Here is a 24,885-nt window from a genome sequence, read left to right on the forward strand (position 1 = left end):
CGATAAGGGTTACATCTTCGCAGCGGAAGATGTAACCCCCAAATAGCAAGGAATCCTTATTCGATTTCAAACAGTTTACTGATCGAGAGCTCCTCATGGACGCGAATAATCGCTTCTCCCATCAACGGAGCGACAGACAACACTTTTAGCTTGCTCGTTGGATTCGGCTGGGTAATCGGAATCGTATCAGTAACCACAACTTCCTTAAGCGGAGAATTCTCCAGGCGTTCCATCGCCGGACCAGACAGCACAGGATGCGTACAGCAAGCGTATACCTCTTCGACGCCGCCTTCTTTCAAGGCGTTCGCGCCAAGCACGATCGTACCGGCCGTATCAATGATGTCATCAACGAGAATCGCTGTCTTGCCTTCGATGTTCCCGATGATATTCATCACTTCGCTGACGTTCGGCTCTGGACGGCGCTTGTCGATAATCGCGAGCGGCGCATTCAGGAAATCTGCCAATTTCCGGGCACGCACTACGCCGCCATGGTCTGGCGATACGACGACCGGATTCGGAATTTGTTTAGAGCGGAAATACTGGGCCAAAATCGGTACGCCGAGCATATGATCGACCGGAATATCGAAAAAGCCCTGGATTTGCATCGCGTGCAGGTCCATCGTGATCACACGATGTGCTCCCGCCTTCTCGATCAAATTAGCGACCAGCTTCGCCGTAATCGGGTCACGGGAACGGGCCTTCCGGTCCTGACGCGCATATCCGTAATACGGAATAACGACGTTAATGCTCTTGGCAGAAGCCCGCTTCAAAGCATCCACCATAACGAGCAGCTCCATCAAATTATCGTTCACCGGTGCGCAGGTCGATTGCACGATATAGACATGACAGCCGCGTACGCTCTCCGACAGCTTCACCTGGATCTCTCCGTCGCTGAAGCTTGTCGTATCCGAGTCTCCCATCGGAATGCCGATATAATCAGCAATTTGGTGCGCCAATTTGGGATTAGAGTTACAGGTGAATATCTTCAGTTTAGAATCACAATAAGTCATAAAATAAAAACCCTCCGTGCTGTATCGATAGTCAAATCGATCTGGTCATTAAAATGGTTACTGCATCTTCTTCATACCAACGCGATAGGTTGCCATGCATCACTGCCTCAAATCTAGGTTCCTTGGGACACGCAAATTGAACACTTACCTCTATATTACACTATCTTGTGGTAACAATACTATGAGAGTTATTATTCTGTGAACGCAAAGACTAAGATTGCTGCCCTCTATCATGCTTGGCCTTCGCCCGGGCACGAAGCTTCTCAGCATATCCCGCCTTGTTCTCCTGCCTGTTTCTGGCAATGGCCAGGTCATTATCGGGAACCGTATGCGTAATAGTTGACCCCGCAACGACATAGGCCCCTTTGCCGACCTTCACCGGTGCGATCAAATTGACATTGCTGCCCACAAAGGCATCATCTTCAATTTCCGTAATAGACTTATTATAACCATCATAGTTGACGGTTATCGCACCGCAGCCAATATTTACATTTTTGCCTACATTGGCGTCTCCGATGTAGCTCAGATGCGACACCTTGGAGCCCTCGCCAATCGAAGCGTTCTTAATCTCCACGAAATCTCCGACTTTAACGTGCGCCCCCAATTTTGCTCCTGGACGCAAATAAGCGAAAGGTCCAACGGTAGACTCGCTACCCACTTCGGCATCCATGAGTACCGAATGATTCACCTTCGCACCGCTTTGAATTTTACAATTATTCACTTCCGTGTTAGGCCCGATGACGCAGTCTTCGCCGATCACCGTATTCCCCGTTATCGTTGTTCCCGGATAAAGGACAGTATCCGCTCCGATTTGAACATCTGCACCGATATAAGTCGAGTTAGGGTCAATGATGGTTACGCCATTCAACATATGTTTCCGATTAATTCTCTCCCGCATATATTGCTCGGCTTCGGAGAGCGCAAGCCGATCATTAACTCCGATCGATTCTGCATAATCATCTGTCATATACCCTTCCACAATTTCGCCGGAATTCACAAGAATACCGATTACATCGGTCAAATAGTATTCCTGCTGGGCATTGTTGTTCGTTACCTTTTCCAGGGCGGCAAACAGTTTCGCATTATCAAAACAATAAGTGCCTGTGTTGAATTCCTGTACGGCATCTTCTTCCGGAGAACAATCCTTCTGTTCTACGATGCGCACAACAGAACCATTCTCCCCCCGGATAATTCGTCCATACCCCTGCGGGTGTTCCATCCAGGCAGACAGGACGGTAGCGGCTGCTCTGCTCTTCGTATGCAGGGCGATAAGCTCCTCCAGTGTCTCTGGCTTCACAAGCGGAGTATCTCCGCAAATGACAATGGTGATTCCTTCCTCACTGCCGAGCAGCGGTCCCGCTTGCTTTACAGCATGACCTGTACCTAACTGCTGCTCTTGCAGCACGTATTCCGCTGACGTTCCGAGATAAGACTGTACTGCATCTGCACCGTGGCCTACAACCACTATGCTTCGCTCACAATCGATTTGCTTCACCGTGTCCAGAACATGCCCGACCATCGGCTTGCCGCAAACGGGATGGAGCACTTTATAAAGCTTGGACTTCATGCGCTTCCCTTGTCCTGCAGCAAGAATTATCGCTAATCTTTTCAAGGCCCCGGCCTCCTCTCTTGAACTCATTACTGAATATATCTTATTTAAGCCAAAAAGAAAAGAGAGCCATATTACATGGCTCCCTTTTCTTCGAACCCCAATTGGTTAGACAAAACCAGTACTTAAGCCCCTTCTTCAATAACTTCTTCTTGATCGGCAGCGCGTTCGTACTCAGCCAATACTGCGGCCTGAATCTTCTCGCGTGTGCCGGAAGAAATCGGATGCGCAATGTCCCGGAACTCCCCGTCCGGTGTGCGCTTACTTGGCATTGCTACAAACATTCCATTATTACCATCGATGACGCGAATGTCATGAACAACAAATTCGTTATCGATGGTTATGGATGCAATTTCCTTCATTCTGCCTTCCGAGCTGACTCGGCGGAGCCTTACATCCGTAATTTGCATATGTGTTCACCACCTTTTTCCATCAGGGACTTGGTGTAATATTCCACATAGCCAACGGAAATCCTCCTTTTTTATGGAACAAAATACCCTAAATTCAGGAATTTTTTTGAATTCATGTGCTTTTCGACAGGATTCGGCTTGAACATAGTAGATTTTTTATGAATCGACAGAAGGGCTGACAAATTATTCATTAGAGAAATAGTTGCCCGGTTCCACCTTAATTTCCTTGCCCTTCGCATCGACTACGGTAAGCGTCGCCAAGGACACATAATCCTGCAGCAGCCGCTGCTCCGATTCCACCTCGCCCGATTCCACCAATACGCCTACCCCAGCGACCTTCGCATCAAATTCGGCGAGCAGGTCCACCATTCCCTGAATCGTCCCCCCGGCCTTCATAAAATCGTCCATAATGAGGACTCTTGACTTCTCTTTCAGCGCACGGCGCGATAAGGTCATCGTGTGCAGGCTTTTATGGGATCCGGACACATAATTAATGCTGACGGCAGACCCTTCAGTAACCTGATGATCCCGCCTTACCAGGACGACTGGTAAATTCAGCTCAGCTCCTGTGGCATAGGCAAGGGGAATTCCCTTCGTCTCCACGGTCATGATACAGTCGATTTCGCGCCCGGCAAATCGAGTGGCAAACAGTTTGCCCGCTTCGTTCATCAGTGCTGGTTGTCCCAGCAAGTCGGACATGTATAAATAACCGCCCGGTAAAATCCGATCCGGCTGCGCCAGCTTCTCACAAAGCTGATGAATAAAAGCAAGAGCGTGCTCGCGGCTCACCATGGGAATGTATTTCACGCCCCCAGCAGCCCCGGCCAATGTATGCAGCTCGCCCATGCCTTCACTTTCGAATACTTCTTTAATAATGGCCAAGTCCTCGCTAATCGAAGATTTGGCCGCCCCATACCGCTGCGCAAAAGTCGTAAGTGGAATTAAATGATGAGGACGAGATAAGAGAAATCGAGTCATTTCCACTAATCTAGCGCTTCTTTTTAATTTTTTCACGAGCTACCCCTCGCTAAATCCGAATATTTTACTGAAAATATTACACTTTTGTACGCCTTTATTCAAGTCTCTATTGTGGTAAAGCAACTGTTTATGTAAGCAGGCGAACAGCAAAAACATCTTTGCAAAAACCGCGCAGCCCATTATAAATTCTCGATATCTTAGCTTCTTTGGAGACGAGTCCGAACACGGTTGGGCCACTGCCGGACATCAATACGCCGTCAGCCCCGAGCCTAAGCATCGTTTCTTTCAGGTGAGCGACTTCAGGATACAGCTTCAGCGTCACGTCCTCCAGCACGTTGCCTAGTTCACCGCAGATCCCCTGGAATGACGATCGTTCAATCTCACGGCGCATGCGGTCAGCGGAAGGATGGACGGATATTTCATTGCTGCGGAACTTTCCGTATATTTCCGCTGTCGATACATTGATGGGGAGTTTGGCTAATACAACCCAACATTGCGGCGGGTTAGGAAGGGCAGTCAGGAGCTCGCCCCGCCCGGTCGCAAGTGCCGTTCCGCCCGTGATGCAGAAGGGGACGTCTGACCCGAGTTCAGCACCAAGCCGCTTCAGCTCGTCAACCGGGATTTTCAAATCCCATAGCCGATTCAAGCCGCGAAGCGTCGCTGCGGCATCACTGCTCCCTCCAGCCAAGCCTGCAGCTACCGGAATATACTTATCCAAATGAATATATACGCCACTTTGGACGTTGTAACGTTCTTTAATCAGTTTGGCTGCCTGGAACGCCAAGTTTTTCTCATCCAGCGGAATATAGCCAGCCTGGCTTGAAATAATAATCGTATCGCGTGAAAGAGCCTCCATTTCCAACCGGTCCGCAAGATCGACCATGGTCATGATCATTTCTACCTCATGATAGCCATCCGGCCGTTTGTACAATACATCCAGCATTAAATTAATTTTGGCTGGCGCTTTCTCGTAAATTTTCAAGGCGAACACCACCCTCAGCATGTCCATGGAATCAATACATTATATTGCTTTAGCAAGCTTACCATATTATAAAATTAACTGCTGTCTTTCGTCTATTATAGTCCGTTAACAATTATTTTTTGTTCTCGGATTGTTACCCGGATTGTTGCCGGATTACCATCCTGCTTGACGCCCATATTGTTCCCCGGTCAGGTGCTGTTCTTTTTATGTTACTGCATCTTTGAACAATTCCACATACGGAATCGTGTGTAGATTATGTAAAGCTTTCATTTACGAAGAGAGGCCTCCTGATCAGGAAGCCCCCCATGTTCATTGCTGCCGCGCCGCCGCACGCTCTGCCAGTTCAATTGCCCTTTTTACCATATTTCCTGCATCCTTCGCCTTAATGCCTCCCCAGCCTTCCTGCTGAACTGTGTCATAGAACCCTAGATCCTTTGCAAGCTCCATCTTCAGTTCCTCCGACATTACGCTACGCCTTCTTCGCGACATGGCATGTCCTCCTTACGAATGATGGATGTAGGAACATTCGATAGTATGAGGCGTTTCCCTTGCCTTCATACGGCGAAAAACATTCCAATGCCGGTGCAATGCAGCAAAGAAAAGCTGCAACAAAAATTAAAAAGAAAAAAACGACCCCGCATAAATGCGGAAGGTCGTTTACGTACTCACTTGATGCTCACTATTTAATATACGTAATCCGCATCTCGTTGTCGCTATTATCGTCATAAATCATCACTTCAACGGATTCGGTAAGTATATCGGCATAACTGTAAGACACTCGCTTAAACGTCTGCTGCTCTTCATCCAATTTCACGATAAAGACAGAAGGATATGTCTCCTCCAATACGCCGGTGCGTTCGACGGTCTTACGGCGACCACCGTTTGCACGCAGCATAATTTTCTGTCCTACGTAAGCGTCGAGACTATGCTTAATTTCCGACAGCGTATTTTTAGCCATTGCCTGTGACCACCTTCTTTCTTTGTCCATTATACATTAAGGACAGTCACATGTCAAATCAAATAAATAATTATATCAGTATGAAAAAAGAATTGTCAACGATTTTTTTTCGAAACTTTTATAATTGCCTATAATCCATGCTTACACCAGCAAAAAACCGCCCGAAAATCATTCGGACGGCTGCCATACCGGTTGTATTTACATCGATGGCACAACCTTCAGGGCAGATAAATCCTTCATCTTCGGCAATCCGATCCGGTAGCTTCCACGCGTCTCAATTCCGCCTACGCCTTGGGTACCGCTGATGGTGTTATTTAATATTTCTGCCATATTAATCGTATCCCGGATAGAAGTAAAGGATATCTTTGCAGCGATATACACCGGATCAAGCGCATGGATGAGCACCCGGGCCGGAGAACTGGCAAAATTGGCTCCAGCTTGCAGCAAAGCTTCAAAATGAGACTGGCACGCTCCAGCAACGATCGTCAGCGCATCGAAATTTCGCTCATACTGCCTTGCCGCCTGAATCGCCTCTACAAAATGCCTGGAGTTTTTATAACTGCTCAAGTTGTATAAATCCCCGCTCGGGCGATTCTTGAGCACACCATCATGGCCGGTTATAACGACAATGTCCGGACGGACGCTAGGAAGCAAACGATACAAGGCTGTCCCCATTTGCGCCTCCGTGACATAATATCCACTTGCCGGAACCCTCAGCTTCTCGTACAGGGCCAGGCTTTTCTTCAAATACTGCTCATCTCCGTCCAAATGAAGTACCTTGCCTGGCACTTCAAAGTAGGATGGCTCGTTATGAGCGTACAACAGCTGGCTTAAAGCGGCCTGATTCCGTTCGGTTTGCTCCTGCCGGTCCCGGTGCAGCCGCTGCAGCGACTCCGTGGCCTTAATGCGGGCTCTCTGTGCTTTCTCTGTTGGAGAAGCCGGGTCAACCTTTACGAGATCATGCAATGGGGCGTCAGCGAGCAGCCGAAATTCCGTCCCTTTAATCATAGCTTCATTATGCTGTATGCTCTCTACCCGGAAAGTGACGTCTCCTCCATACGATTTCCGGACGACTAAGTCTCCCAATTTCGTCAAGTCAATCACCTCTACCCCATGGTATGGGCAAATGCGGGGATTGGTTACAAGACTTTGAATAGCTTAAACTGCCCTACCGGAAAACCAAGTGCCGGGCTTGAAGATTCAAAACTCCGGCTACTTTAAGCCAGCATGAAGCAGTACATTGCTCAATACGGCATATTCTTGAAGAGACAGCGTCTCCGCCCGGCGGCTCGGTTCTATGCCTGCTTCGGTAAGAAGCTGCTGCAATCGTTCACGGCCTTCCTTCGGAAAGAAGCGGCTCTTCAGGTTATTCGCAATCGTCTTCCTTCTTTGAGCAAAAGAAGCATGTACAACATCAAAAAAGAAGGCCTCATCCTCTACCGATACCGGCGGCTCCTTGCGAACGCTTAAGCGGATCACGGCAGACTCCACGTTCGGCTGGGGAATAAATACGGTGTGCGGCACGACACAAACCAGCTCAGGCTCGCTGTAATATTGCACGGCAATGCTGAGGCTGCCATATTCTTTACCGCCTGGGGCGGCAGCCATCCGCTCTGCGACCTCCTTCTGAATCATGACGACGATATGCTCGAGCGGCAGCCCTTCCTCCAGCAGCTTCATCAATATAGGCGTCGTGACATAATAGGGCAAATTGGCTACGACACTGACGCCGGTCACGTCTGTAAACTGCCTCTCGAACAGCTCCCGCAAATCAAGCTTAAGCACGTCACCGTGAACGACGCTGACATGCGGGTAAGGCTCCAGCACTTCCTCCAAAATGGGAAGAAGCCGCTGGTCAATTTCCACAGCGGTTACTTTACCGGCTTGCTGCGCCAGCTTCTCCGTCAAGGCACCGATCCCCGGACCAATCTCGAGAGCACCCTTGGTTTTGTCCAAGCTGGCAGCCTCTATAATTTTGGACAAAATATTTTGATCGATCAGAAAATTCTGACCGAGACTTTTCTTAAAAGAAAATCCATGCCGCTGGATCAGTTCCTTCGTCCGTCGCGGTGTTGAAACCTCTTCTCTCCTGCTCATCATACGTTAAACCCCTTTATCCTCCAATTGAGCGAGTGCGGCCGCGAACTCTTCCCTGCTGATCCTGAATACGGTGAGGCGCTTATAAAGCTGCTTTCCGTTGCAATAGCCGATGCCGAGCAACTCGCCGATGATTCGCCTTCTGGCTGCCGCTGACGGATGAACGATCAGACCGGCTTCCATTAAGTCTTCCCAATCGATGAGCTTATCATCGGTATCCGCAGCCTCGGCTTCAGTACGCACCCGTGCCAGTGCTTGGCGGATCGTTTCCGGGGCAGCATTCTCTACACCGATATCTCCCCGCCGGGTCGCATCAGCTTCCCGGAGGAAAGCATGCTTGCAGCCAGGCACCCGGTTTGCGACTATTTTGCGGATGCGCTCGCCGGCATGATCCGGGTCAGTCAGAATGATGACGCCGCGCCGCTCTTGAGCTAGGGCTATTTTACGCAGCACAGCCTCATTTATAGCTGAGCCGCCTGTTTCGATCGTATCCGCCTCTACAGCCCGTTTCACAGCGACGGTATCATCCCGCCCTTCCACGACAATGACCTCTTTGATCATGACCTGCTACCCTCTTCCTTATAATCAAAAAGAAGAGGACTTCTCCTCTTCTTTATATACACCTTTTTCATTTATCTATAGTATCTTATTCTTTTTATAAAGTAAAACAGCTTATATTAGTTTAGTTCCGGCTTGTTTGGTCCGATAACATAAACGGTACGGCCTTTCTTGCGTCCGAAATTTTTCGCTGCTTTCAGGCTGTCGTAGTAAACGTCCATTTTGTTGCCCTTAATGGAACCGCCTGTATCTTCAGCTTTCCGGAAGCCGATCCCCTCGATATAAACCCACCAGCCCATAGGGACGACGCTTTTATCGACAGCGATCGTTCTGCCTTCCGTTACACGTGTCCCGGAAGCTGTCCTCGTGCCAATACCGTCTTCTTCTGCGGAATATGCCGTTAATGTAACATTTTTGAGCACTTTTTTATATTTAAACGAGACGCCGCCTTTGGTTGTCGTTCCACTGATATCCACTTTATCCCCAGTGCGGGTAATATTAGCGGCAAGCACAGCCTCTGGCTTGGGCTTCGTACCTACAGCGACTACTTTGTCTTGAGCCTTCGTCTCAACCTCTTTGCTCAGCCAACGCTTGGATACGAAATTTCCGTCTTCATACAGTTTTTCAACGTGATGTACAACTACTCCTTCGCTGCCTTGCTGCAGCACCTTCGTCTGCCCCTTCTCCAAATTAGGATCCGAGGTTTTGACGACGGTAAAAGGAACCGTCTCTTTAGTCTGCACCGTATGCTTCGCGACACGTACTACTTGGATTTCGAGATCCGAAGTTACCTTGCTGCTCAGATCCGGGATCACTTTATCTTCCGAATTCAAAGTCAAGCCAATCTCTTTAACTATACCTTGCACGCTGGATTGCGTTGTAAAATGGGTCTTTGATACACCGTCTGCCGTTACCTTCACCGGAACCGCCCTTACGATAACGATCCGGTCTCCTGCTTGCAGCGAACTAGCGAGCGGCCGTGATATTTTATCCCCTTGGCTCAGCACGATAGAATGTTCATCCAGTACTTGATTCACTAAAGACTTGCGAGTTTCCACCGATTGAACCTCGCCGTCCATCACTAAATATATTTTTTTGCTACTGCCGTTCAGCCAAATTAGAATGACAACGATCGCCGCGAGCGCCAACAAACTAATAACTAAAATCTGACGCAGGTTCTCATGCTTCCATCGTAATGCGTAAGACATACTGGATGAGCGCGATTCATGGGTCTCTTCTTTCTGGAAAATGCCCACTTTCCGTCCTCCTTCATAGTCCCGCCGCCCTAGGTTAATGCATGATTAGATGTTGACGTGACTATTTCCGTTTTTTACGAAATGCTAGAAGTGCGGCATTTCGCATCCTGCCCCAGTCCGGTCGGCAATTGTCACCTCCTGTTATACAACAGTATGATGACCCTATTACAATTATTCAAAACAAAAGAAGCCGTAAGAAAGAGTTAGAGCAACCCTTTCGTGGCTCCTGAAGGTCTTGGTGTAATAGGATGCACGAAGTTGCCTCTCTTAAACACGCTTACGAGGTTAGCTGTCGGGTTCGGACGAAGAGAGCCGCCCTTTCTTGGTTCATTCGCTCATGGCGCAATGACCTTGAATTCACCCCAAAGATCCTGCAAAGAAATCAAATACGGTATGACCACGCTGTCCCTGGCATTTAACCAAGGATAGCTGCAGATCAAAGCCGTATCCGGTTCCCCCGTTCTCCGAATCGGAGACTCAGCGAGACTGGTTCATGGAACAAATGATCAAATTTGAAGCTTTTTGCACTCTGGCAAACTCGGCCAAATCGATCACTGAAAAGATTCTATCCTGTTTCCATCCATGTTGTAAAGGACGAATCAAGAACGTTTTCGTAAGAAAAGGGTTAAAAAAATGTAATAAACTCGGTGTTTTAAATTAAAATGTATTAATCTTTCCCGAAAGCTCTTCTTTTCGCCGCTTTTCCTCTCGTTTTCATCGAATGCCAAATCGTTCCAGTGAATTGTGCGTTGTAATTTCTGCCAATTCATGAAAATCCATCCCTTTTAATTCAGCGGCAGCTTCCGCTACAAAGCGAACATAGGCAGACTCATTTCTCTTTCCCCGATAGGGATGCGGTGTCAAGTAAGGAGCATCCGTTTCCAGCAATAAACGATCCAGCGGTGTCTGCCTCAGAACCTCTTTAGGCTGCTTCGCATTTTTGAACGTAATCGGCCCGCCAAAGGACAAATGAAACCCCATATTTAGACATAATTTAGCCGTTTCCCAGCTGCCGGAGAAAGCATGCATTACGCCGCCAACCTCATGAGCCTTCTCCTCGCGCAAAATTCGCACGGTATCTTCATGAGCGTCCCGGTTATGAATAACGATCGGCATACCAAGCTCTCGGGCCAAGCCAATTTGCTTACGGAACACCGCGTGCTGAATATCCCTTGGCGAGGTGTCCCAGTAATAATCAAGCCCGATTTCACCGATAGCTACGACCTTCTCGTGACGACATAATTCAGCAATCCAGTCCAAATCTTCTTCCTTCATCGTCACCGCATCCTGAGGATGCCAGCCAACGGCCGCATAAATAAAGTCATAACGCTCAGCGAGCTCCATTGTAGAAGGGATCGTCTCCCGGTTAAAGCCGATATTGATCATGCGCGTAATTCCTTGTTCTACGGCCCGGGCAATCGTTTCCTCCCGGTCCTCGTCAAACTGTTCCGCATCCAAATGCGTATGTGTATCCACCAGCATCATGCTGTTCCTCCTAAGTTAAAGTTTCCGCTCAAAAATCTGGGCGATTTCCGGCGGCAAATGATGCCAAACTGCCTGCAATTTATTATCCGGATAGTACAAAAAGAATTTACCCCGCTGGATTCCGCTAATCGAGCGGACAATTTCCGATACTTCGGAAATTTCCAATAAGCGGTCCTGCTTGTCCAGCAGCAAAATTTGTTTTCCGCGCAGTTCTTCGTCAGGACGAGATACATCATACGGCAGGTCCGTCGGAAAATCAATTTCCAGATCGTATTCCGGATGTAAGCCCAAATCTTTAAATATTTCACGAATTTCTTCTATTTTCCCCAAATCCAGCGATTCAAGTTCAACATATTTGTACAATTTCCGATCCATAAAACGAGTGCAAAGATCGCGAATGACAGGGTCCTTTTCATTTTCCCATTGCATAAAGGACGTTTGAATCAGCGCTTCATCCAGCAGCAAATATTCCTGCACCGTTAAATCCGAATTGAACAAGCCCGGCAACGGATTCGGCAGAAAGGCAAACGAATATCCGCTCGTGTACAATTCCTTCGCCCGGCGGAAAATTTGCCGTAAAATAATTTCTGAACTGCGGGTAACGGGATGAAAATAAACTTGCCAGTACATTTGATAACGGGACATTAAATAATCCTCAACCGCATGCATCCCCGTTTCTTTTACGACAATTCGCCCCTGGTAAGGCCGCAGCATCCGCAATATGCGATCCATGTCGATCGTTCCATAGTTCACACCGGTAAAATAAGCATCCCGCAGCAAATAATCCATGCGATCCGCATCAAGCGGACTTGTGACCAAATTAACGACAATTTCATTTTCGTAGTCTTTACGTATGACCGATGCTACTTTAGCCGGAAAATCCTCGTCCATTTGTTTCAGTACACGACCTACCTCCGTATCCCCAAGCAAAATACGGCAGGTCCAATCCTCATGGTTCATTTGAAAGGCCTGTTCAATTGAATGTGAAAAAGGACCATGGCCTAAATCATGAAGCAGCGCAGCACAGAGAGCTACAAGACGTTCTTCCCGGGGCCAGTCCGGATACGCATTTCGCTCAAATTGCGAAATGATTCGGCGGGTAATTTCATATACTCCTAAAGAATGAGAGAATCGGCTGTGCTCAGCACCATGAAATGTCAAGTAAGATGTACCAAGCTGGCGGATTCGGCGGAGCCGCTGGAATTCCTTCGTATTAATAAGTAACCAGATCAATTGATCCTGAACATGAATATAATTATGAACAGGATCTTTGAATACCTTTTCTTCGCGAAGATGATTCATGACTCATTCCTCCTTGTTCCGATGAATTTATAGCATTAAGAATGCAATGAAGCTGTTGCTGAATTCCTGCGATTGTCGAGAATATCAACAATTTTGTCGAATATTGTCTAATTGTGTCGTATTTGATATAAATATTATGTCGATGCAAAAAAAGCCCGGTATAAAAGCAATTTTTAGCTATCAGCAGTGCATTATTATCATTTTTTTAGTAAATTAACTGAACTCTACCATAAATAGGTTGACTGTTTTGGGAAACGTTGGTATTATAAATATCATAAAAGATAGAAGTTTGTCGAAATATGACACTTTTAATTTAACTCAAAATTTTGCGAGAGGGGTAATCATCAGTTATGATGAAATCAACAGGTATTGTAAGAAAAGTAGATGAGCTAGGTCGCGTAGTTATTCCTATCGAATTACGTCGTACGCTCGGTATTGGAGAGAAGGATGCGCTTGAAATTTATGTAGATGGTGAGCGTATCATGCTTAAAAAATACGAGCCTGCTTGCATCTTCTGCGGCAATGCAGAGAACGTCACTTACTTCAAAGGCAAAATTGTTTGCCACGAATGCCTCACAGAAATTCCAACACCTGTGACAAATTAAGAATTATAGTATATAATAGACTTACTGAATCTGTTAATTCTAACCTTTTTCATATCTCCTTGGTGCCTTCTTCGGCTTGAACCCGGCCGAATGAAGGCTCCCTTTTTTTTGTTGCGCCTTTATTTTAACTATAACCGCGATACATTAACGCTATATCAAAGCCTGATAAATATCCCTCTTCGATACCCCTCGATCGTTCGCCGCCCTCTTCATAGCTTCCTTGCGCGGCAATCCTTCTTGTTCATAATGAGCAACATGCTCCAATATAGACAACGGCTTCCACCAAGCATTCCGTTTCTCCTGAAGCTGCTGCGGATCAGCTCCTTCCACAACAATACAATATTCTCCGACAGGCGGATGGGCTTCTAGCCATTCCAGACAAGCTTGAACCGTACCCCTGGCCATTTCCTCATAACGTTTCGTTAATTCACGGGCCAACACGATTTGACGATTCCCCCAAGCATCAAGCAACGATTCCAACGTTCTCGTCAGGCGGTGCGGCGACTCATACATAAGCAAGGTACTCTCCTCCTCTTGCTGCGATTGCAGCAATCGATCCCGGCTCTGCTGGTCCCGGGGGAGAAAGCCGATAAATTTAAATTGTTCCGTAGATAAACCGGATACAATCAGGGCCGACAACGCGGCATTCGCTCCCGGGATAGGTACGACGTCAATTTCCGCCTCAAGGGCCTGCTTCACCAAATCGCTTCCGGGATCGGAGACCGCCGGCAGACCGGCATCGCTGACGAGCGCCAAATTTTTTCCTTCCATTATAAGACGTATCAGCTCGGGACCGCTAGAAAGCCGATTATGCTCGTGATAGCTGACCAGTTTGCCCGGCGTAATTTCAAAGTGCGATAACAGCTTTCTCGTCTGCCGGGTATCTTCTGCCGCAATGATGTCTGCTTCCCGCAAAATGCGAACTGCTCGAAATGTCATATCCTCCAAATTGCCGATGGGCGTGGCCACAAGATAGAGTTTGCCCATTTTAGCATTCCCGTTCTCGGTATCTGTAAAGCTCTTTTGGATCTTTACATTCATAATCATCCCTCTTCTGATCACTCTGATCTATAGTATATGTCATAAATTTCCTTACTGTATTCTCCATTGTCCTGATATACGATAAGCGGCGGCAATACGCGAATATCTGGTTTACCATCCCGATGAGCTTCAATCAGCACCATATTGGCTTCCATTCCCGCTCTTGGATGAACAAAACGGATCACTTTCGGCTCCAGGCGGTACTGGCGCAGTATGGTCATAATTTCGCCCAGCCGCTGCGGCTTATGCACCATCGACATCTTGCCTCCGGTTCGCAGCAGTCTCATGGAGGAGCTTATGACTTCCTCCAAGGTACAATGGATCTCATGTCTTGCGATCGCTTGATGCGGATTCAGCTTAAGATCCCCGCCCGTCAGCGGCATATAAGGCGGATTCACCGTTAAAGCATCGTATACTCCGTGTCCTGTCTCCTGAACCAATTGCCGCAAATCTCCCTCCCGTATCGTAATCTGATGCTGCAGATGATTCAGCTCCGTACTGCGGCGCGCCATATCGGCAAGCCTTGGCTGGATTTCAATTCCTTCTATTAAAGCTTCCGTACGGGTAGATAGCAGGAGGGGAATAACCCCATTGCCGGTACAAAGATCAAGGATCTTCCCCCGCTTCGGTACGGCCGCAAATCGGGCCAGCAGCACGGCATCCATCGAAAAGCTGAACACCTCATCACTTTGGATAATCCGTAATTGATGCGTCAAAAGGTCGTCCAGCCGCTCCTCTGCATATAGGGGGACTTCTATTGGAAATTGGCTCATCGTCTTTTGCCTTCCTTTTCACCTATAATAATATCCCAATATTGAAAAAAACCGTAGGAAAATCCTACGGCTTGACTCATTTATTCAAAAAAGACAAACAGAACAAGCAATCCCCTTCTGTTCGCAAATGTCCGTAATACACATTACAAATATGGAATCCTTCGTGATACAGACGGGCGAGATTATCATAACCTTCACCGACGATATCCATTGCTTCCCGTGAATCCTTGCCTTCAGCCAGTGAATGATCCCCTTGATCTGAAGACGGCAATGGTTGGCGGCCTTCGGTAGTCTCCCGCAATATTTTGCGCAATTGTTCGTTTTCCAGAAGCAGCTGCTGATTTTCCTCCACCAGCTTCTTCACCTCTAGCACCAGTTTGCTTAATTCGCCATGAACGGTACCCATTTGTATGTCCAGCGCCTGCATATGTTTAAAAATATCTTTATTCTCCAAGTTCCCACCCCAGAGTCATCTCTAAAGTCTATCTTGAACAATCCATTATTTAACTACAACATCATCCAAGGAAAGTTCCCTGACTTTGCCCATATCAAATAATTGTACATGAACCGAACGCGAGCCCGCATTCAGTCCGACGACTTTACCTTCACCCATTGAAGTAATGACTAACTTGCCTACCGCCGGTAACTCTTCCTTTACGCTCTCATAGTTATCATGTTCAAATTTCAAGCAGCACATCAGCCGCCCGCAAAGGCCGGAAATTTTGGTCGGATTCAGCGATAAGCTTTGATCCTTGGCCATCTTGATCGATACAGGCTCAAAATCCCCTAACCAGGATGAACAGCAGAGCACCCGTCCGCATGGACCGATCCCGCCAAGCATCTTGGCTTCGTCCCGCACGCCAATTTGGCGAAGCTCGATACGCGTACGGAAGATGCTGGCTAAATCCTTAACGAGTTCCCGGAAATCAACCCGTCCTTCCGCCGTGAAATAAAAAATGATCTTGTTGCGGTCAAAAGTAAATTCCACATCGACCAGCTTCATTTTGAGATCGTGATCTTTAATTTTATTTAAACAAGTGGCAAAAGCGTTCTTTGCCGCAAGCTTGTTCTCTTCGACAACACGGGCATCGGTATCATCAGCAATCCGAATCACCTTCTTCAGCGGAAGGACAACATCAGATTCTCCAACCTGCTTCTTCCCGACAACAACTTTTCCATATTCGATCCCGCGCGCCGTCTCAACGATGACGCTCTGTTCCTTCTCAACCGGAAGGTCCAGGGGATCGAAATAATATATTTTGCCCGCTTTCTTGAAACGGACACCTACTACAGTGTACAAAAACTTACCCCCTCGTCCAGCACTAAAAGCTATGTGACCCTCAAAATAAATCCCTTGTTTTTCATGGGAGAAAGTTTGCTGCAAATACTTGTGTCATGACATCGTTCTATCTGTTTCATGGATGTCCTGCCACACCGATCAAAAACTGCTCAACACAGAGCTGTCCGTTCATATGCTGCCTAAGCTTCTTTCGGCTGTCCGCTGCCAGAGCCATGGCGTCAATCCAATGCTCCTGACTGCGGCTTGAGGCATGTCTGGTGATGAAATCGAGCTCGTCTATGAAAACGATTTGGTCATGTCTATAATAGAGCGCATGGAGCATGTCCTTGAACCACAAATGAAAAAGATTAAACAACATGTCCAAATGGTCGCTGAGGCCTGCCTTGAAAATAATCTGCTGCGCTGTTATTAAAGGAGTCCCGCCGCGTCCTGCGGATTCCTTCCCTAATTGTAACACTACGTTTCTAATTTCTGCAAACCAATTCTGTTGTAATAATTCCCGGCACGGACCCAGTCCTGCCGCCAAATGCACGGCACACCTTGCAAGGGTGGACGGAAATCCTTCCTTCGCCAAAATATGGAGCATTTGTTCTGGATCAAGCGGGGTAAAAGGAACCCACTGCGCTCGCGATTGAATGGTCGGGAGCAAGGCTCGTCCATTATCCGACAAAAGAATGGCTACCGCCGGAGTCGGCGGCTCTTCCAAAAACTTCAGCAAGCTATTGGCTGCCTGCACAGTCATTTTCTCTGATTCATCAATAATATATGCCTTCGGATTTCCACTCTTCGAGCGATATGAGAAAATCCGCTGCAAGTCGCGGATTTGATCAATTTTGATGGTAGAGCCTTCCGGGGCGATCATATGAAGGTCAGGGTGATTGCCGTGCATGATTTTACGGCATTCCAGACATTCCCCACAAGCATCGTCCTCCTTCTCTGTACAGAACAGCGCCTGAACGAATGCCATGGCCATTTCCTTCTGTCCGCTCCCCGGAGGGCCGCTAAATATATAAGCATGCGACAATTGATTCCGGCGAAGCCCGCTTTGCAGCAGTCCCTTTGCCGTCTCTTGCCCAACAATTTGTTGAAATGACATCAATATTCTCATTCCTTCTTAATGATGGTACCGTTCAGCAAGCCCGCTTGATGAACAACCATTAAAAGCTAAAATTAATCAGCAAGCCGCGGATTTCTCCCATTTTCTGCAGAAGATCAATCTTGCCCTGCTCGGTCTCCAGCAATTCGTCAGCCATCTCCAGCAGCTTGGCATCCACTTCATCCAACAGCTTATAGCGCTTCCCCCGCCCTCGGCGGTCCCATCCCCGGGAATCCTTCATACTCACGCCGCGCCGGACCGTATCTTCCAAAAATCTTTTGACCAGAAGACGATACGCTTTCAGCTCGCGAATTGTCATGGAACGGGCCAGACGGTCGCCTTGAAGCTGGATTTCTTTAAAACGGCGATTGAGCTCTTCCTGGGAAGCACGCTCCCCCTGCTGCTGCATCACATCGGAGAATGTTTTGGATTGAACTGGTTTGGCCGCATTATCGTTGACCCCCAGCCCGCTATTCAGCGGCCTAAACCCTGGATCTATCTTCATTGCATTCACAGCCTATCATAAAATATTGTGAACCTTGGTCCAGCACAAGCTGGATCATATCAAATTTATGCTTTATAAAGAAAAACGTCTATCGGTGTATTTTCCTAGGAAGACAGGCCGCCTTTAGCGGTAGTTTTATCGTGCGATATCAGGCAGCTATAGCTTGTTATAGCTCCGGATTTTGAATTGCTGCTTTCTGATGTTTTTTTGAAAAAGACGGTCAAGTGTCGATTAAAAATGTTCAAAGCGGTCTACAGGCAGTACGAAAACAGTAGCTCCCCCCACCTGCACTTCAACAGGCAGCGGCAAATACGAATCGGTCGTGCCGCTCATCGGCGTCACTGGGGTGACAAGCTGTTCACGAACCTTACAACTGCTGCGGATGACGTTTAACACAGATTCTACCTGATTGTCATCTACCCCGATCATAAACGTCGTGTTCCCTGCCCGTAAAAAACCACCGGTACTCGCTAGTTTCGTTGCCCGATAATTTTCCTTTACGAGCGCACTGGATAGACGATTGCTGTCTTTATCTTGGATAATCGCAATGATCAGTTTCATTACAGCCCCTCCTCGTATTTACAATGTCATTTGGTTCGTACTCGGCCTACGCAACCGAATACATTTATATTTGACAATCATACTGCAAATTCCTTTAATGCTGCGAAAAGATACCTTCCCATTTCGCCGCTAATTTCCTCCAGCTTCCGCGAAGCATCGATCGTAATGATCCGCTCCGGGTACATGGCTGCAGCGATCTGGTAGCCTTCCCTTACTTTATTATGGAACTCCAGACTTTCCATGTCCAGCCTGTTCACTTCGCGACCTTGACCAGAGGCAATTCGGGCCAGCCCTGCTGCCGGTTCAATATCCATATAAAATGTAAGATCCGGAAAACGGCCGTTTGTCGCAAAGCGGTTAATGGCCAGCACTTCTTCTACGCCAAGCCCTCGGGCATGCCCTTGGTATGCGAGGCTGCTATCGATAAATCGATCGCATAATACGATGGTTCCCTCTTTCAGCGCAGGCTCTACCTTCTCCGCCAAATGCTGACGTCTGGCCGCTGCGTAGAGCAGCGCTTCCGTACGGGCATCCATTGCCGTGTGCTCCGGAGCGAGAATCACCTCCCTGATTCGTTCGGAAATCACGATTCCCCCAGGCTCTCTTGTAGTCAAGCAGTCAATCCCCTGCTCCTGGAGCATAGAGCTTAATAGCTGCAGCATCGTCGTCTTCCCCGAGCCTTCTCCGCCTTCCAGCGTAATGAACATCCCTTTACTTTTCATCCGTACTCCCGCTTTCTTTTTGCTCATAATATAAATGCTTATAAACTAAAATTGTAGTTAATTGAGAGTCTGCTGCTCCTTGACATTTCGCTCCAGCCTGACGCAGTCCCTTCAAACGATTCATCGTCCTCTCCGAAATAACCTCTCCCGGGTAGAGCAATGGTATACCCGGCGGGTAAGGAATGATCATTTCTGCTGCAGTACGCCCCTCACTGTCCTCCACAAACACTGCTTCGGTTTGTTCCCGCAAGGTCGGCTGCAAATCGAAAGGCACGAGCTCAGACACTGCATCGGCCGAAGCGGACTCAATGTTCCACGTGGAAACGGAAACGGCCGGGGTCCCGATCAAACGTTCTTTTTGTTGTTGGTGCTTTTGCTTTTGCTTTTGCTTTTGCTTTTGCTTTTGCTTTTGCTGTTGTTGCTGTTGCTGTTGCTGTTGCTGTTGCTGCTCTTGTTGTTCTTGTTGTTCTTGGTGTTCTTGGCGCTCTTGGCGCTCTTGGCGCTCTTGGCGCTCTTGGTGCTCTTGCTGCTCTTGGTGCTCTTGCTGCTCTTGGTGCTCTTGCTGCCCATTTACTAGTTTCTTACGCCTTGGCCGCTCTCCTTGCCCGCCTTGCCTACTTTGATTACTTTGCTCCTTGTAGTGCTCGTCTTGTTCGTCTTGTTCTACTCTTCGTCCTTGTTCACTTTGCTCGCTTTCCTCATTAACCTCATGATGTACTACTCCCTGTATTCCCTGTCCTCTCTGTCTTCCTTGCATGTTCCGCTGCTTCTCTTGCTGCTGTCCGTTCCAATCCCAGGCCTGCCCTGACAAAGCCTCCAGTGCGTTAAACAGGCGCTCCACATCTTCCTTCGTCGTTCCCAGGCTCATAGCCAGCACCACATACCGGTCATCGCTCATTTCCGGCACACAACCTGCCGACTCCAGCATAGCCTGCAGCTCATAGCCGCTCCATTCTCCGGCAGCATCATAAAGAACGAGTTTGAATGGATCTTGAACAGTATATGCAGCATCTTCTCCGCTGGCGCCCGCCTTAACGATTCCAAAGCGTGGCAGCCTAGATTCAATGCTCTGGCGGAGCCATTCCGCAGCTGCCAGCCCCTCCTCGAATGCAGCAGGTCCCTCCTGCTGCAGCAGGCTCCGGCTCAAGTCGAGCGAAGCCATGATTGGATAGGAGGGGCTGGAGCTCTGCACCATGGCAAGCCGCTGCCGCAGCAGGCCGCGGTCCAGCAGGCGGCCCTGCACATGCAGCATGGCGCCCATCGTGAGCGCAGCGAGCATCTTGTGCGTCGACTGCACGACGCCATCGGCGCCTTGCGACAGGGCGCTTGCCGGCAGAGCCGGATGCAGCCCGTAGTGGGCGCCGTGTGCTTCGTCGACGAGCAGCGGCACGCCGTGCGCATGGCAGAGCTCTGCCAGCTCTGCCAGAGCGCCCCCCATCCCGTAGTAGTTCGGATGCGTGATAAGCAGCCCCTTGGCGCCGGGATACCGGCGCAGGGCTTCACGCACCGTCTCCACGGACGGGATGGTGGCTAGGCCGCTTGCGCCATGCAGTTGCGGCGCAAGGAAGCCCGCGCGTGCGCGTGCGAGCATTAATCCGTGAATAACGGATTTATGCACGTTTCGCTGCACGAGCAGCACGTCTCCCGGAGCGGTGCACACGCTCAGGATCAACGCCAGGTTGCCGGCTGTACTTCCGCCGACAAGAAAATACGTCTCCTCCGCGCCAAATAATAAGGCGGCTTGCTCCAGCGCCTCCTTAATTACACCCTCCGGTTGATGCAAATCGTCCATTCCGCTAATTTCTGTCACATCGATCCCCATAACCGGAGCGAGCTCCAAAGGGACATGACCATCTGTTTGATCAGCCCGCATTTGATAAGCTTGGCCATTTTTATGACCCGGTACGTGAAAAGATGCGTTGCCCGCCCTCTTGTACCGAAGCAGAGCTTCATACAGGGGAGCTCCATGCTTCATACGATCAGACATATTTATCTGGTCCTTCCAAATTAACTTTTTCTTACCCTATTATTGCATAAACCAGAACTGGCTTCTATTAGGCGCTAATCTTCCCAAGGGGAAAGTGATCGGCCGATGGAAAACGAACCTTCGCCTCATTTTACCGTTTCTATCCTCCCCAGGGCAACATAAAAGGACCCGCTACACGTTAATCAGCAGGTCCTTAACTAAATGTACGATTATGCATTCTTCTCTACCCATATCTGTTTCATACGATGAACGAAAAAGTCGTATTTCTCCTCCTGTACGTCCGTGTGAACCATCTCTGCTTCACAGGCATCACATATAAACTCAGATACAATATGAATTCCTTCATGTTTATGCTCACCGCATATGATGCACGTATTCTGCGCATGTACATCCATCCAGCAATCCCACCTTGATTTGTTTTACTATCAGTATGACACATGATCTACTAATTTAAACCCTTTCATAGTGCATTACTTACTATACATGTATATGCAGCGCCTGCTGTAATGGTGTATGTACGGAAAAAACGTAAAATATTCTTTTTTTCTACCGATATTATATTAAGAGCATGCCCGGAATAAGGATGGATGCTTGTCTATTTTATTTTTTCAAGGAGGGTTGGATGTACTGATGCCCGCTGAATCCGGCACGAACGCAACATTTTATCATTACCGGCTTCTGAAGAAGCTGGCCATTCCAAAGTCATTAATCTATAGCTTGCTGACTCTTCCTTTAATTTGGCTTGCAGCGGAAATTTTCCTCTTTACATGGACAAGTATATTTTTCTTCCTGCTGGCTATCCCAGTTGCACTATGGATCCAATATGTTATAGCCCGATCCGTACTGGTCATTAGCAGTCATTCTTATCGCAAGCGCTGGCGCTTTACCCGGCGATTACCGTGGATCGGTTATATGCCGGATCAGTATGTTGCCTTTGCAGTTTATCGGCGTGTGCAGATACATGCGTCATGGATCGGACTTGCGATTATTGGCATCCTGATTCCCTGGTCTCCTATATCGTTTGTATTTTCCTTATTCTTCTGGCATATGTGGAGTATGGCCCCGCGGCTATACCCGTTAATTGGCTTCAAGAGACAGCCTAAAGAGGGCATGATCAAGTTCAATGAAGAAGATATCTCCTACTACATGCCTTGATTATTATTAACACTGTCCAGCTATAATCTAAAAAAACCTGTTTCCTGCGTACAGCAGGAAGCAGGCCGAACCTTTAATGCCTATCCCTCCGCCATTTCTGGAGTAAAGATAGCTACGGACTGCTCTCCAGTCCCTGTATTACGGTCTTCTTATCTTGCTTAGGCACCAATACCGTAAACGAATCATCATGAATCGTTAGTTGAACGACTAGCTTATCTTTCTGGTAAACTCGCGTCGTTCCAGAATTCTGGTCTTCTTGTTCCGTCCAGCCCCACTCATGGATCACCTGCTGGTATTTCTCTGGCACACTGCTGGATTGTTCGATTCCTGTCAAGGAATAATGAACATAATCCATTCTGGAATTGTTCAGAGCCGTTTCCGTTATACTAGCTTCCTTCGGAACCGGGAAGCTCTTCTCGACAGCTGATCCCTCAAAATTTGTCCAAGAAGGCGTGGAAGATGCACAGCCTGTGATGACCAACAGTACCATCCAGACTACCCCCATGAAGCACAAGGAATACGCTCTTCCTCTTTGCCGCATGTTCTATTCCTCCTTACCCACCTAACATAATAAACTATAGATCCACTAATATTGACAAAAATCCCAATAATATGAAGGAAAGATAGGCTAAATTTCCTAGTCGATAAAACTACCATTCTCATTATAACGCCAGTATCGCTCATGTCGGTAACAAAAAGGTTACATTCAAATGAAGAGTTTATTGAAAAAATGGATATTTCTCATCCGGCCCTGCAGAGAATAATACCGGTTTTATCTTTTTTATCCTCTATTTAAATTGGCACTTCAATACTAGTTACTTCCCTTCAGGCAATAACTCACTGAAAGGAATAGTAAATTTGGGTATTCCATAACTAAACGGCGTATACTGGTACAATTGAAAAAAGACCTTTAATTTTCCCGCCTGAACATAAAAACCTGTACCCGGACCAACCCCTGTGAAACCACCGAAATATTCCGGGATCGCCTGCAATTGTGCTGTTAATTCCTCGTTCAGCTTCAATTTGTAGTCCTTATTCGTACCGAATAAATCATCCATCGTCAACATTTTCCCGTCACGCAGAGAAAACGTGTACCCCTCCTGATCGGTCATTCCATGAGCCCCGCCCGTGTATTCATACTTTTTTATGACGAGGCTAAGGACACCTTCCGCGTTATAGGTGATTGCATAACTGCTCTTGAACTCGTACGGATGCTCTGAGCTGTCCTCCCTCATCTGCAGCTGCTCTTCGATCCATTCCTCAAATCGCAAATTTGTCTTCTTCAATACTTCATTAATAGACTTCTCGGCTTCTGGGTTAACCAAATTGCTAATTTGCGGATAAGCGAGATGAATGACGGCTTTATCCGTTTCTTCACGAACGGTCACAGTCTCGATATTCAGCTTATTTTCTTTAGATCTCATTACATTCAATCTTTTCGTAGGGGAGTACCAATCCCCTTGATACCCTAAGTAATCACTAAGCAGTCTAAATGGAACGAACAGGCGTCCGTTAACAAGCTTACCTTCCAGATGGGGTGTATAGAAGCCGTTAACATCAATACCAATCCAATCCCCGTCTACGCTCAGATGGACTGTTCTAAAGCCCTCTCCTATACTGTACATATGGCTGGCTGCATCATATTGCAGCGGCATGTTTAAAACATCTCTTAGAAACGTCACAGGGATCCAGGTCTGACCGTCAATGAACAACCCGTTTTGCTGTGTAATGACTCCGTTTGATTTGAGTACTACAATAGGTGGGCCTGCATTTTTATTACTTGCGATAGCAGCCTTGCTTACGTTACCCGCTGTGTCTTCCGCTGAAGCTGTATCTGTTCCAGACGCAAATGAGCTTGCGAGCAGCAGAGCTGCTGAGAGAAATAGTTTCATCCAAGACTGGTTCATTAGTAGGCGTTCTCCCATTATTTTGTTTACCAATCTCATTATAGTAAAAATTAACTCTGTACTCTTTACAGATTCCCTTACAGTATTGTTTTATTTGTACGCAGTATCTGTCACTTTCTTCATTTTCTTAACCTGTAAAAGACACCTGAAACATAATTTCAGATGCTTTGATGCTCTTTAATTTTTCTCGATGCCCTCATCCGGTTAAAAAGGAAAGGAAGGAACCCTGAATTTCATTTGTTTTTCTGGATTAATACATTTTTTTTCGCTAGAAAAAAATAAAAACCACCACCGGTTAATCGGCAGTGGTTCTTCGCTTGGCGACGTCCTACTCTCCCAGGACCCTGCGGTCCAAGTACCATCGGCGCTGGAGGGCTTAACGGTCGTGTTCGAGATGGGTACGTGTGGAACCCCTCCGCCATTGCCACCAAACATGATTTTTGCGCTGCTTCCACGGCCTGTCTTTGCTACAGCAAAATATCAGACCTCAGAAAAGACTTGCAGCTCAAAATCTTCATTCCAGGTTTGATCACCTGAAAACTGGATACGAAACTTCATTTGCGTTTGCCCTTCATCTCTTCCGGGCCC

At 47.7% G+C, this 24,885-nt stretch carries 27 protein-coding genes, 1 rRNA gene and 1 riboswitch; of the genes, 2 read left to right on the top strand and 26 right to left on the bottom strand.

Annotated elements, in window-relative coordinates:
• Positions 1-56: 56 nt before the first annotated feature.
• The 13 genes from G358_RS0125135 to G358_RS0125195 form a co-directional block, all read right to left on the bottom strand.
• The gene (locus G358_RS0125135) at positions 57-1,010 is read right to left on the bottom strand and encodes a ribose-phosphate diphosphokinase (protein WP_019640027.1); all 954 of its coding nucleotides are present in this window, start codon (positions 1,008-1,010) and stop codon (positions 57-59) included.
• A 211-nt stretch (positions 1,011-1,221) separates the two neighbouring features.
• A complete protein-coding gene (glmU, locus tag G358_RS0125140; RefSeq protein ID WP_019640028.1) occupies positions 1,222-2,622 on the bottom strand; it encodes a bifunctional UDP-N-acetylglucosamine diphosphorylase/glucosamine-1-phosphate N-acetyltransferase GlmU in 1,401 nt (466 codons plus the stop codon).
• A gap of 122 nt (positions 2,623-2,744) precedes the next feature.
• On the bottom strand, positions 2,745-3,029 hold the full coding sequence (gene spoVG, locus G358_RS0125145) for a septation regulator SpoVG (protein WP_019640029.1): 285 nt from the start codon (positions 3,027-3,029) through the stop codon (positions 2,745-2,747).
• 183 nt (positions 3,030-3,212) lie between these two features.
• Positions 3,213-4,043 carry a pur operon repressor gene (purR, locus tag G358_RS0125150; protein WP_026342455.1) on the bottom strand — a complete coding sequence of 277 codons (831 nt, stop codon included), beginning with the start codon at positions 4,041-4,043 and terminating at the stop codon, positions 3,213-3,215.
• Between the two features lie 91 nt (positions 4,044-4,134).
• Positions 4,135-4,989 (bottom strand): 4-(cytidine 5'-diphospho)-2-C-methyl-D-erythritol kinase, encoded by an 855-nt coding sequence (gene ispE / locus G358_RS0125155; protein WP_019640031.1) that lies wholly within the window; start codon positions 4,987-4,989, stop codon positions 4,135-4,137.
• A 309-nt stretch (positions 4,990-5,298) separates the two neighbouring features.
• Positions 5,299-5,478, bottom strand: a complete 180-nt coding sequence (locus G358_RS0125160) for a small, acid-soluble spore protein, alpha/beta type (RefSeq protein WP_019640032.1) — start codon at positions 5,476-5,478, stop codon at positions 5,299-5,301.
• A gap of 190 nt (positions 5,479-5,668) precedes the next feature.
• Positions 5,669-5,947 (bottom strand): biofilm formation stimulator Veg, encoded by a 279-nt coding sequence (gene veg, locus G358_RS0125165; protein ID WP_019640033.1) that lies wholly within the window; start codon positions 5,945-5,947, stop codon positions 5,669-5,671.
• Positions 5,948-6,145: 198 nt separating this feature from the next.
• A complete protein-coding gene (gene yabG, locus G358_RS0125170; protein WP_019640034.1) occupies positions 6,146-7,042 on the bottom strand; it encodes a sporulation peptidase YabG in 897 nt (298 codons plus the stop codon).
• 117 nt (positions 7,043-7,159) lie between these two features.
• The gene (gene rsmA, locus G358_RS0125175; protein WP_026342457.1) at positions 7,160-8,044 is read right to left on the bottom strand and encodes a 16S rRNA (adenine(1518)-N(6)/adenine(1519)-N(6))-dimethyltransferase RsmA; all 885 of its coding nucleotides are present in this window, start codon (positions 8,042-8,044) and stop codon (positions 7,160-7,162) included.
• A gap of 6 nt (positions 8,045-8,050) precedes the next feature.
• Entirely contained in the window at positions 8,051-8,605 is a 555-nt protein-coding gene (rnmV, locus tag G358_RS0125180; protein WP_019640036.1) for a ribonuclease M5, read from the bottom strand.
• Positions 8,606-8,721: 116 nt separating this feature from the next.
• Positions 8,722-9,858, bottom strand: a complete 1,137-nt coding sequence (locus G358_RS0125185; protein ID WP_019640037.1) for a 3D domain-containing protein — start codon at positions 9,856-9,858, stop codon at positions 8,722-8,724.
• A 259-nt stretch (positions 9,859-10,117) separates the two neighbouring features.
• A riboswitch (cyclic di-AMP (ydaO/yuaA leader) is annotated at positions 10,118-10,351 on the bottom strand.
• Between the two features lie 221 nt (positions 10,352-10,572).
• Positions 10,573-11,343, bottom strand: a complete 771-nt coding sequence (locus G358_RS0125190; RefSeq protein ID WP_019640038.1) for a TatD family hydrolase — start codon at positions 11,341-11,343, stop codon at positions 10,573-10,575.
• 15 nt (positions 11,344-11,358) lie between these two features.
• On the bottom strand, positions 11,359-12,645 hold the full coding sequence (locus G358_RS0125195) for an HD domain-containing protein (RefSeq protein ID WP_019640039.1): 1,287 nt from the start codon (positions 12,643-12,645) through the stop codon (positions 11,359-11,361).
• A 350-nt stretch (positions 12,646-12,995) separates the two neighbouring features.
• Between G358_RS0125195 and G358_RS0125200 the strand changes: the two genes are divergently transcribed.
• Entirely contained in the window at positions 12,996-13,250 is a 255-nt protein-coding gene (locus G358_RS0125200; protein WP_019640040.1) for an AbrB/MazE/SpoVT family DNA-binding domain-containing protein, read from the top strand.
• Positions 13,251-13,400: 150 nt separating this feature from the next.
• Here the strand turns inward: G358_RS0125200 and rsmI are convergent, their stop codons facing one another.
• The 10 genes from rsmI to G358_RS0125255 all read right to left on the bottom strand — a co-directional run bounded on the left by rsmI (position 13,401) and on the right by G358_RS0125255 (position 21,630).
• Positions 13,401-14,291, bottom strand: a complete 891-nt coding sequence (gene rsmI / locus G358_RS0125205; RefSeq protein WP_019640041.1) for a 16S rRNA (cytidine(1402)-2'-O)-methyltransferase — start codon at positions 14,289-14,291, stop codon at positions 13,401-13,403.
• 17 nt (positions 14,292-14,308) lie between these two features.
• Entirely contained in the window at positions 14,309-15,064 is a 756-nt protein-coding gene (locus G358_RS0125210; RefSeq protein ID WP_019640042.1) for a tRNA1(Val) (adenine(37)-N6)-methyltransferase, read from the bottom strand.
• Between the two features lie 76 nt (positions 15,065-15,140).
• Positions 15,141-15,518, bottom strand: a complete 378-nt coding sequence (locus tag G358_RS0125220) for an initiation-control protein YabA (protein WP_019640043.1) — start codon at positions 15,516-15,518, stop codon at positions 15,141-15,143.
• A gap of 45 nt (positions 15,519-15,563) precedes the next feature.
• Positions 15,564-16,364: a PSP1 domain-containing protein gene (locus tag G358_RS0125225; protein ID WP_019640044.1), complete on the bottom strand. Its 801-nt coding sequence runs from the start codon at positions 16,362-16,364 to the stop codon at positions 15,564-15,566.
• Between the two features lie 115 nt (positions 16,365-16,479).
• Positions 16,480-17,460 (bottom strand): DNA polymerase III subunit delta', encoded by a 981-nt coding sequence (gene holB, locus G358_RS0125230; RefSeq protein WP_019640045.1) that lies wholly within the window; start codon positions 17,458-17,460, stop codon positions 16,480-16,482.
• 61 nt (positions 17,461-17,521) lie between these two features.
• A complete protein-coding gene (locus tag G358_RS0125235; RefSeq protein ID WP_019640046.1) occupies positions 17,522-17,965 on the bottom strand; it encodes a YaaR family protein in 444 nt (147 codons plus the stop codon).
• A gap of 231 nt (positions 17,966-18,196) precedes the next feature.
• Positions 18,197-18,526 (bottom strand): cyclic-di-AMP receptor, encoded by a 330-nt coding sequence (locus G358_RS0125240; protein ID WP_019640047.1) that lies wholly within the window; start codon positions 18,524-18,526, stop codon positions 18,197-18,199.
• A 77-nt stretch (positions 18,527-18,603) separates the two neighbouring features.
• A complete protein-coding gene (gene tmk, locus G358_RS0125245; protein WP_019640048.1) occupies positions 18,604-19,248 on the bottom strand; it encodes a dTMP kinase in 645 nt (214 codons plus the stop codon).
• On the bottom strand, positions 19,238-21,235 hold the full coding sequence (locus G358_RS34125) for an aminotransferase class I/II-fold pyridoxal phosphate-dependent enzyme (RefSeq protein WP_019640049.1): 1,998 nt from the start codon (positions 21,233-21,235) through the stop codon (positions 19,238-19,240). The genes tmk and G358_RS34125 overlap by 11 nt, the downstream gene beginning before the upstream one ends.
• A gap of 209 nt (positions 21,236-21,444) precedes the next feature.
• Entirely contained in the window at positions 21,445-21,630 is a 186-nt protein-coding gene (locus G358_RS0125255) for a sigma factor G inhibitor Gin (protein ID WP_019640050.1), read from the bottom strand.
• Between the two features lie 223 nt (positions 21,631-21,853).
• Between G358_RS0125255 and G358_RS0125260 the strand changes: the two genes are divergently transcribed.
• A complete protein-coding gene (locus G358_RS0125260; RefSeq protein ID WP_240480108.1) occupies positions 21,854-22,390 on the top strand; it encodes a hypothetical protein in 537 nt (178 codons plus the stop codon).
• 112 nt (positions 22,391-22,502) lie between these two features.
• Here the strand turns inward: G358_RS0125260 and G358_RS0125265 are convergent, their stop codons facing one another.
• The 3 genes from G358_RS0125265 to rrf form a co-directional block, all read right to left on the bottom strand.
• Positions 22,503-22,931 carry a hypothetical protein gene (locus tag G358_RS0125265; protein WP_019640052.1) on the bottom strand — a complete coding sequence of 143 codons (429 nt, stop codon included), beginning with the start codon at positions 22,929-22,931 and terminating at the stop codon, positions 22,503-22,505.
• A 274-nt stretch (positions 22,932-23,205) separates the two neighbouring features.
• The gene (locus G358_RS31935) at positions 23,206-24,297 is read right to left on the bottom strand and encodes a PdaC/SigV domain-containing protein (protein ID WP_019640053.1); all 1,092 of its coding nucleotides are present in this window, start codon (positions 24,295-24,297) and stop codon (positions 23,206-23,208) included.
• Between the two features lie 315 nt (positions 24,298-24,612).
• Positions 24,613-24,729 (bottom strand): 5S ribosomal RNA (rrf, locus tag G358_RS0125275).
• Positions 24,730-24,885: the final 156 nt, after the last annotated feature.

The organism is Paenibacillus fonticola DSM 21315 (genome assembly GCF_000381905.1).
GTDB classification, from domain to species: Bacteria; Bacillota; Bacilli; order Paenibacillales; family Paenibacillaceae; genus Fontibacillus; species Fontibacillus fonticola.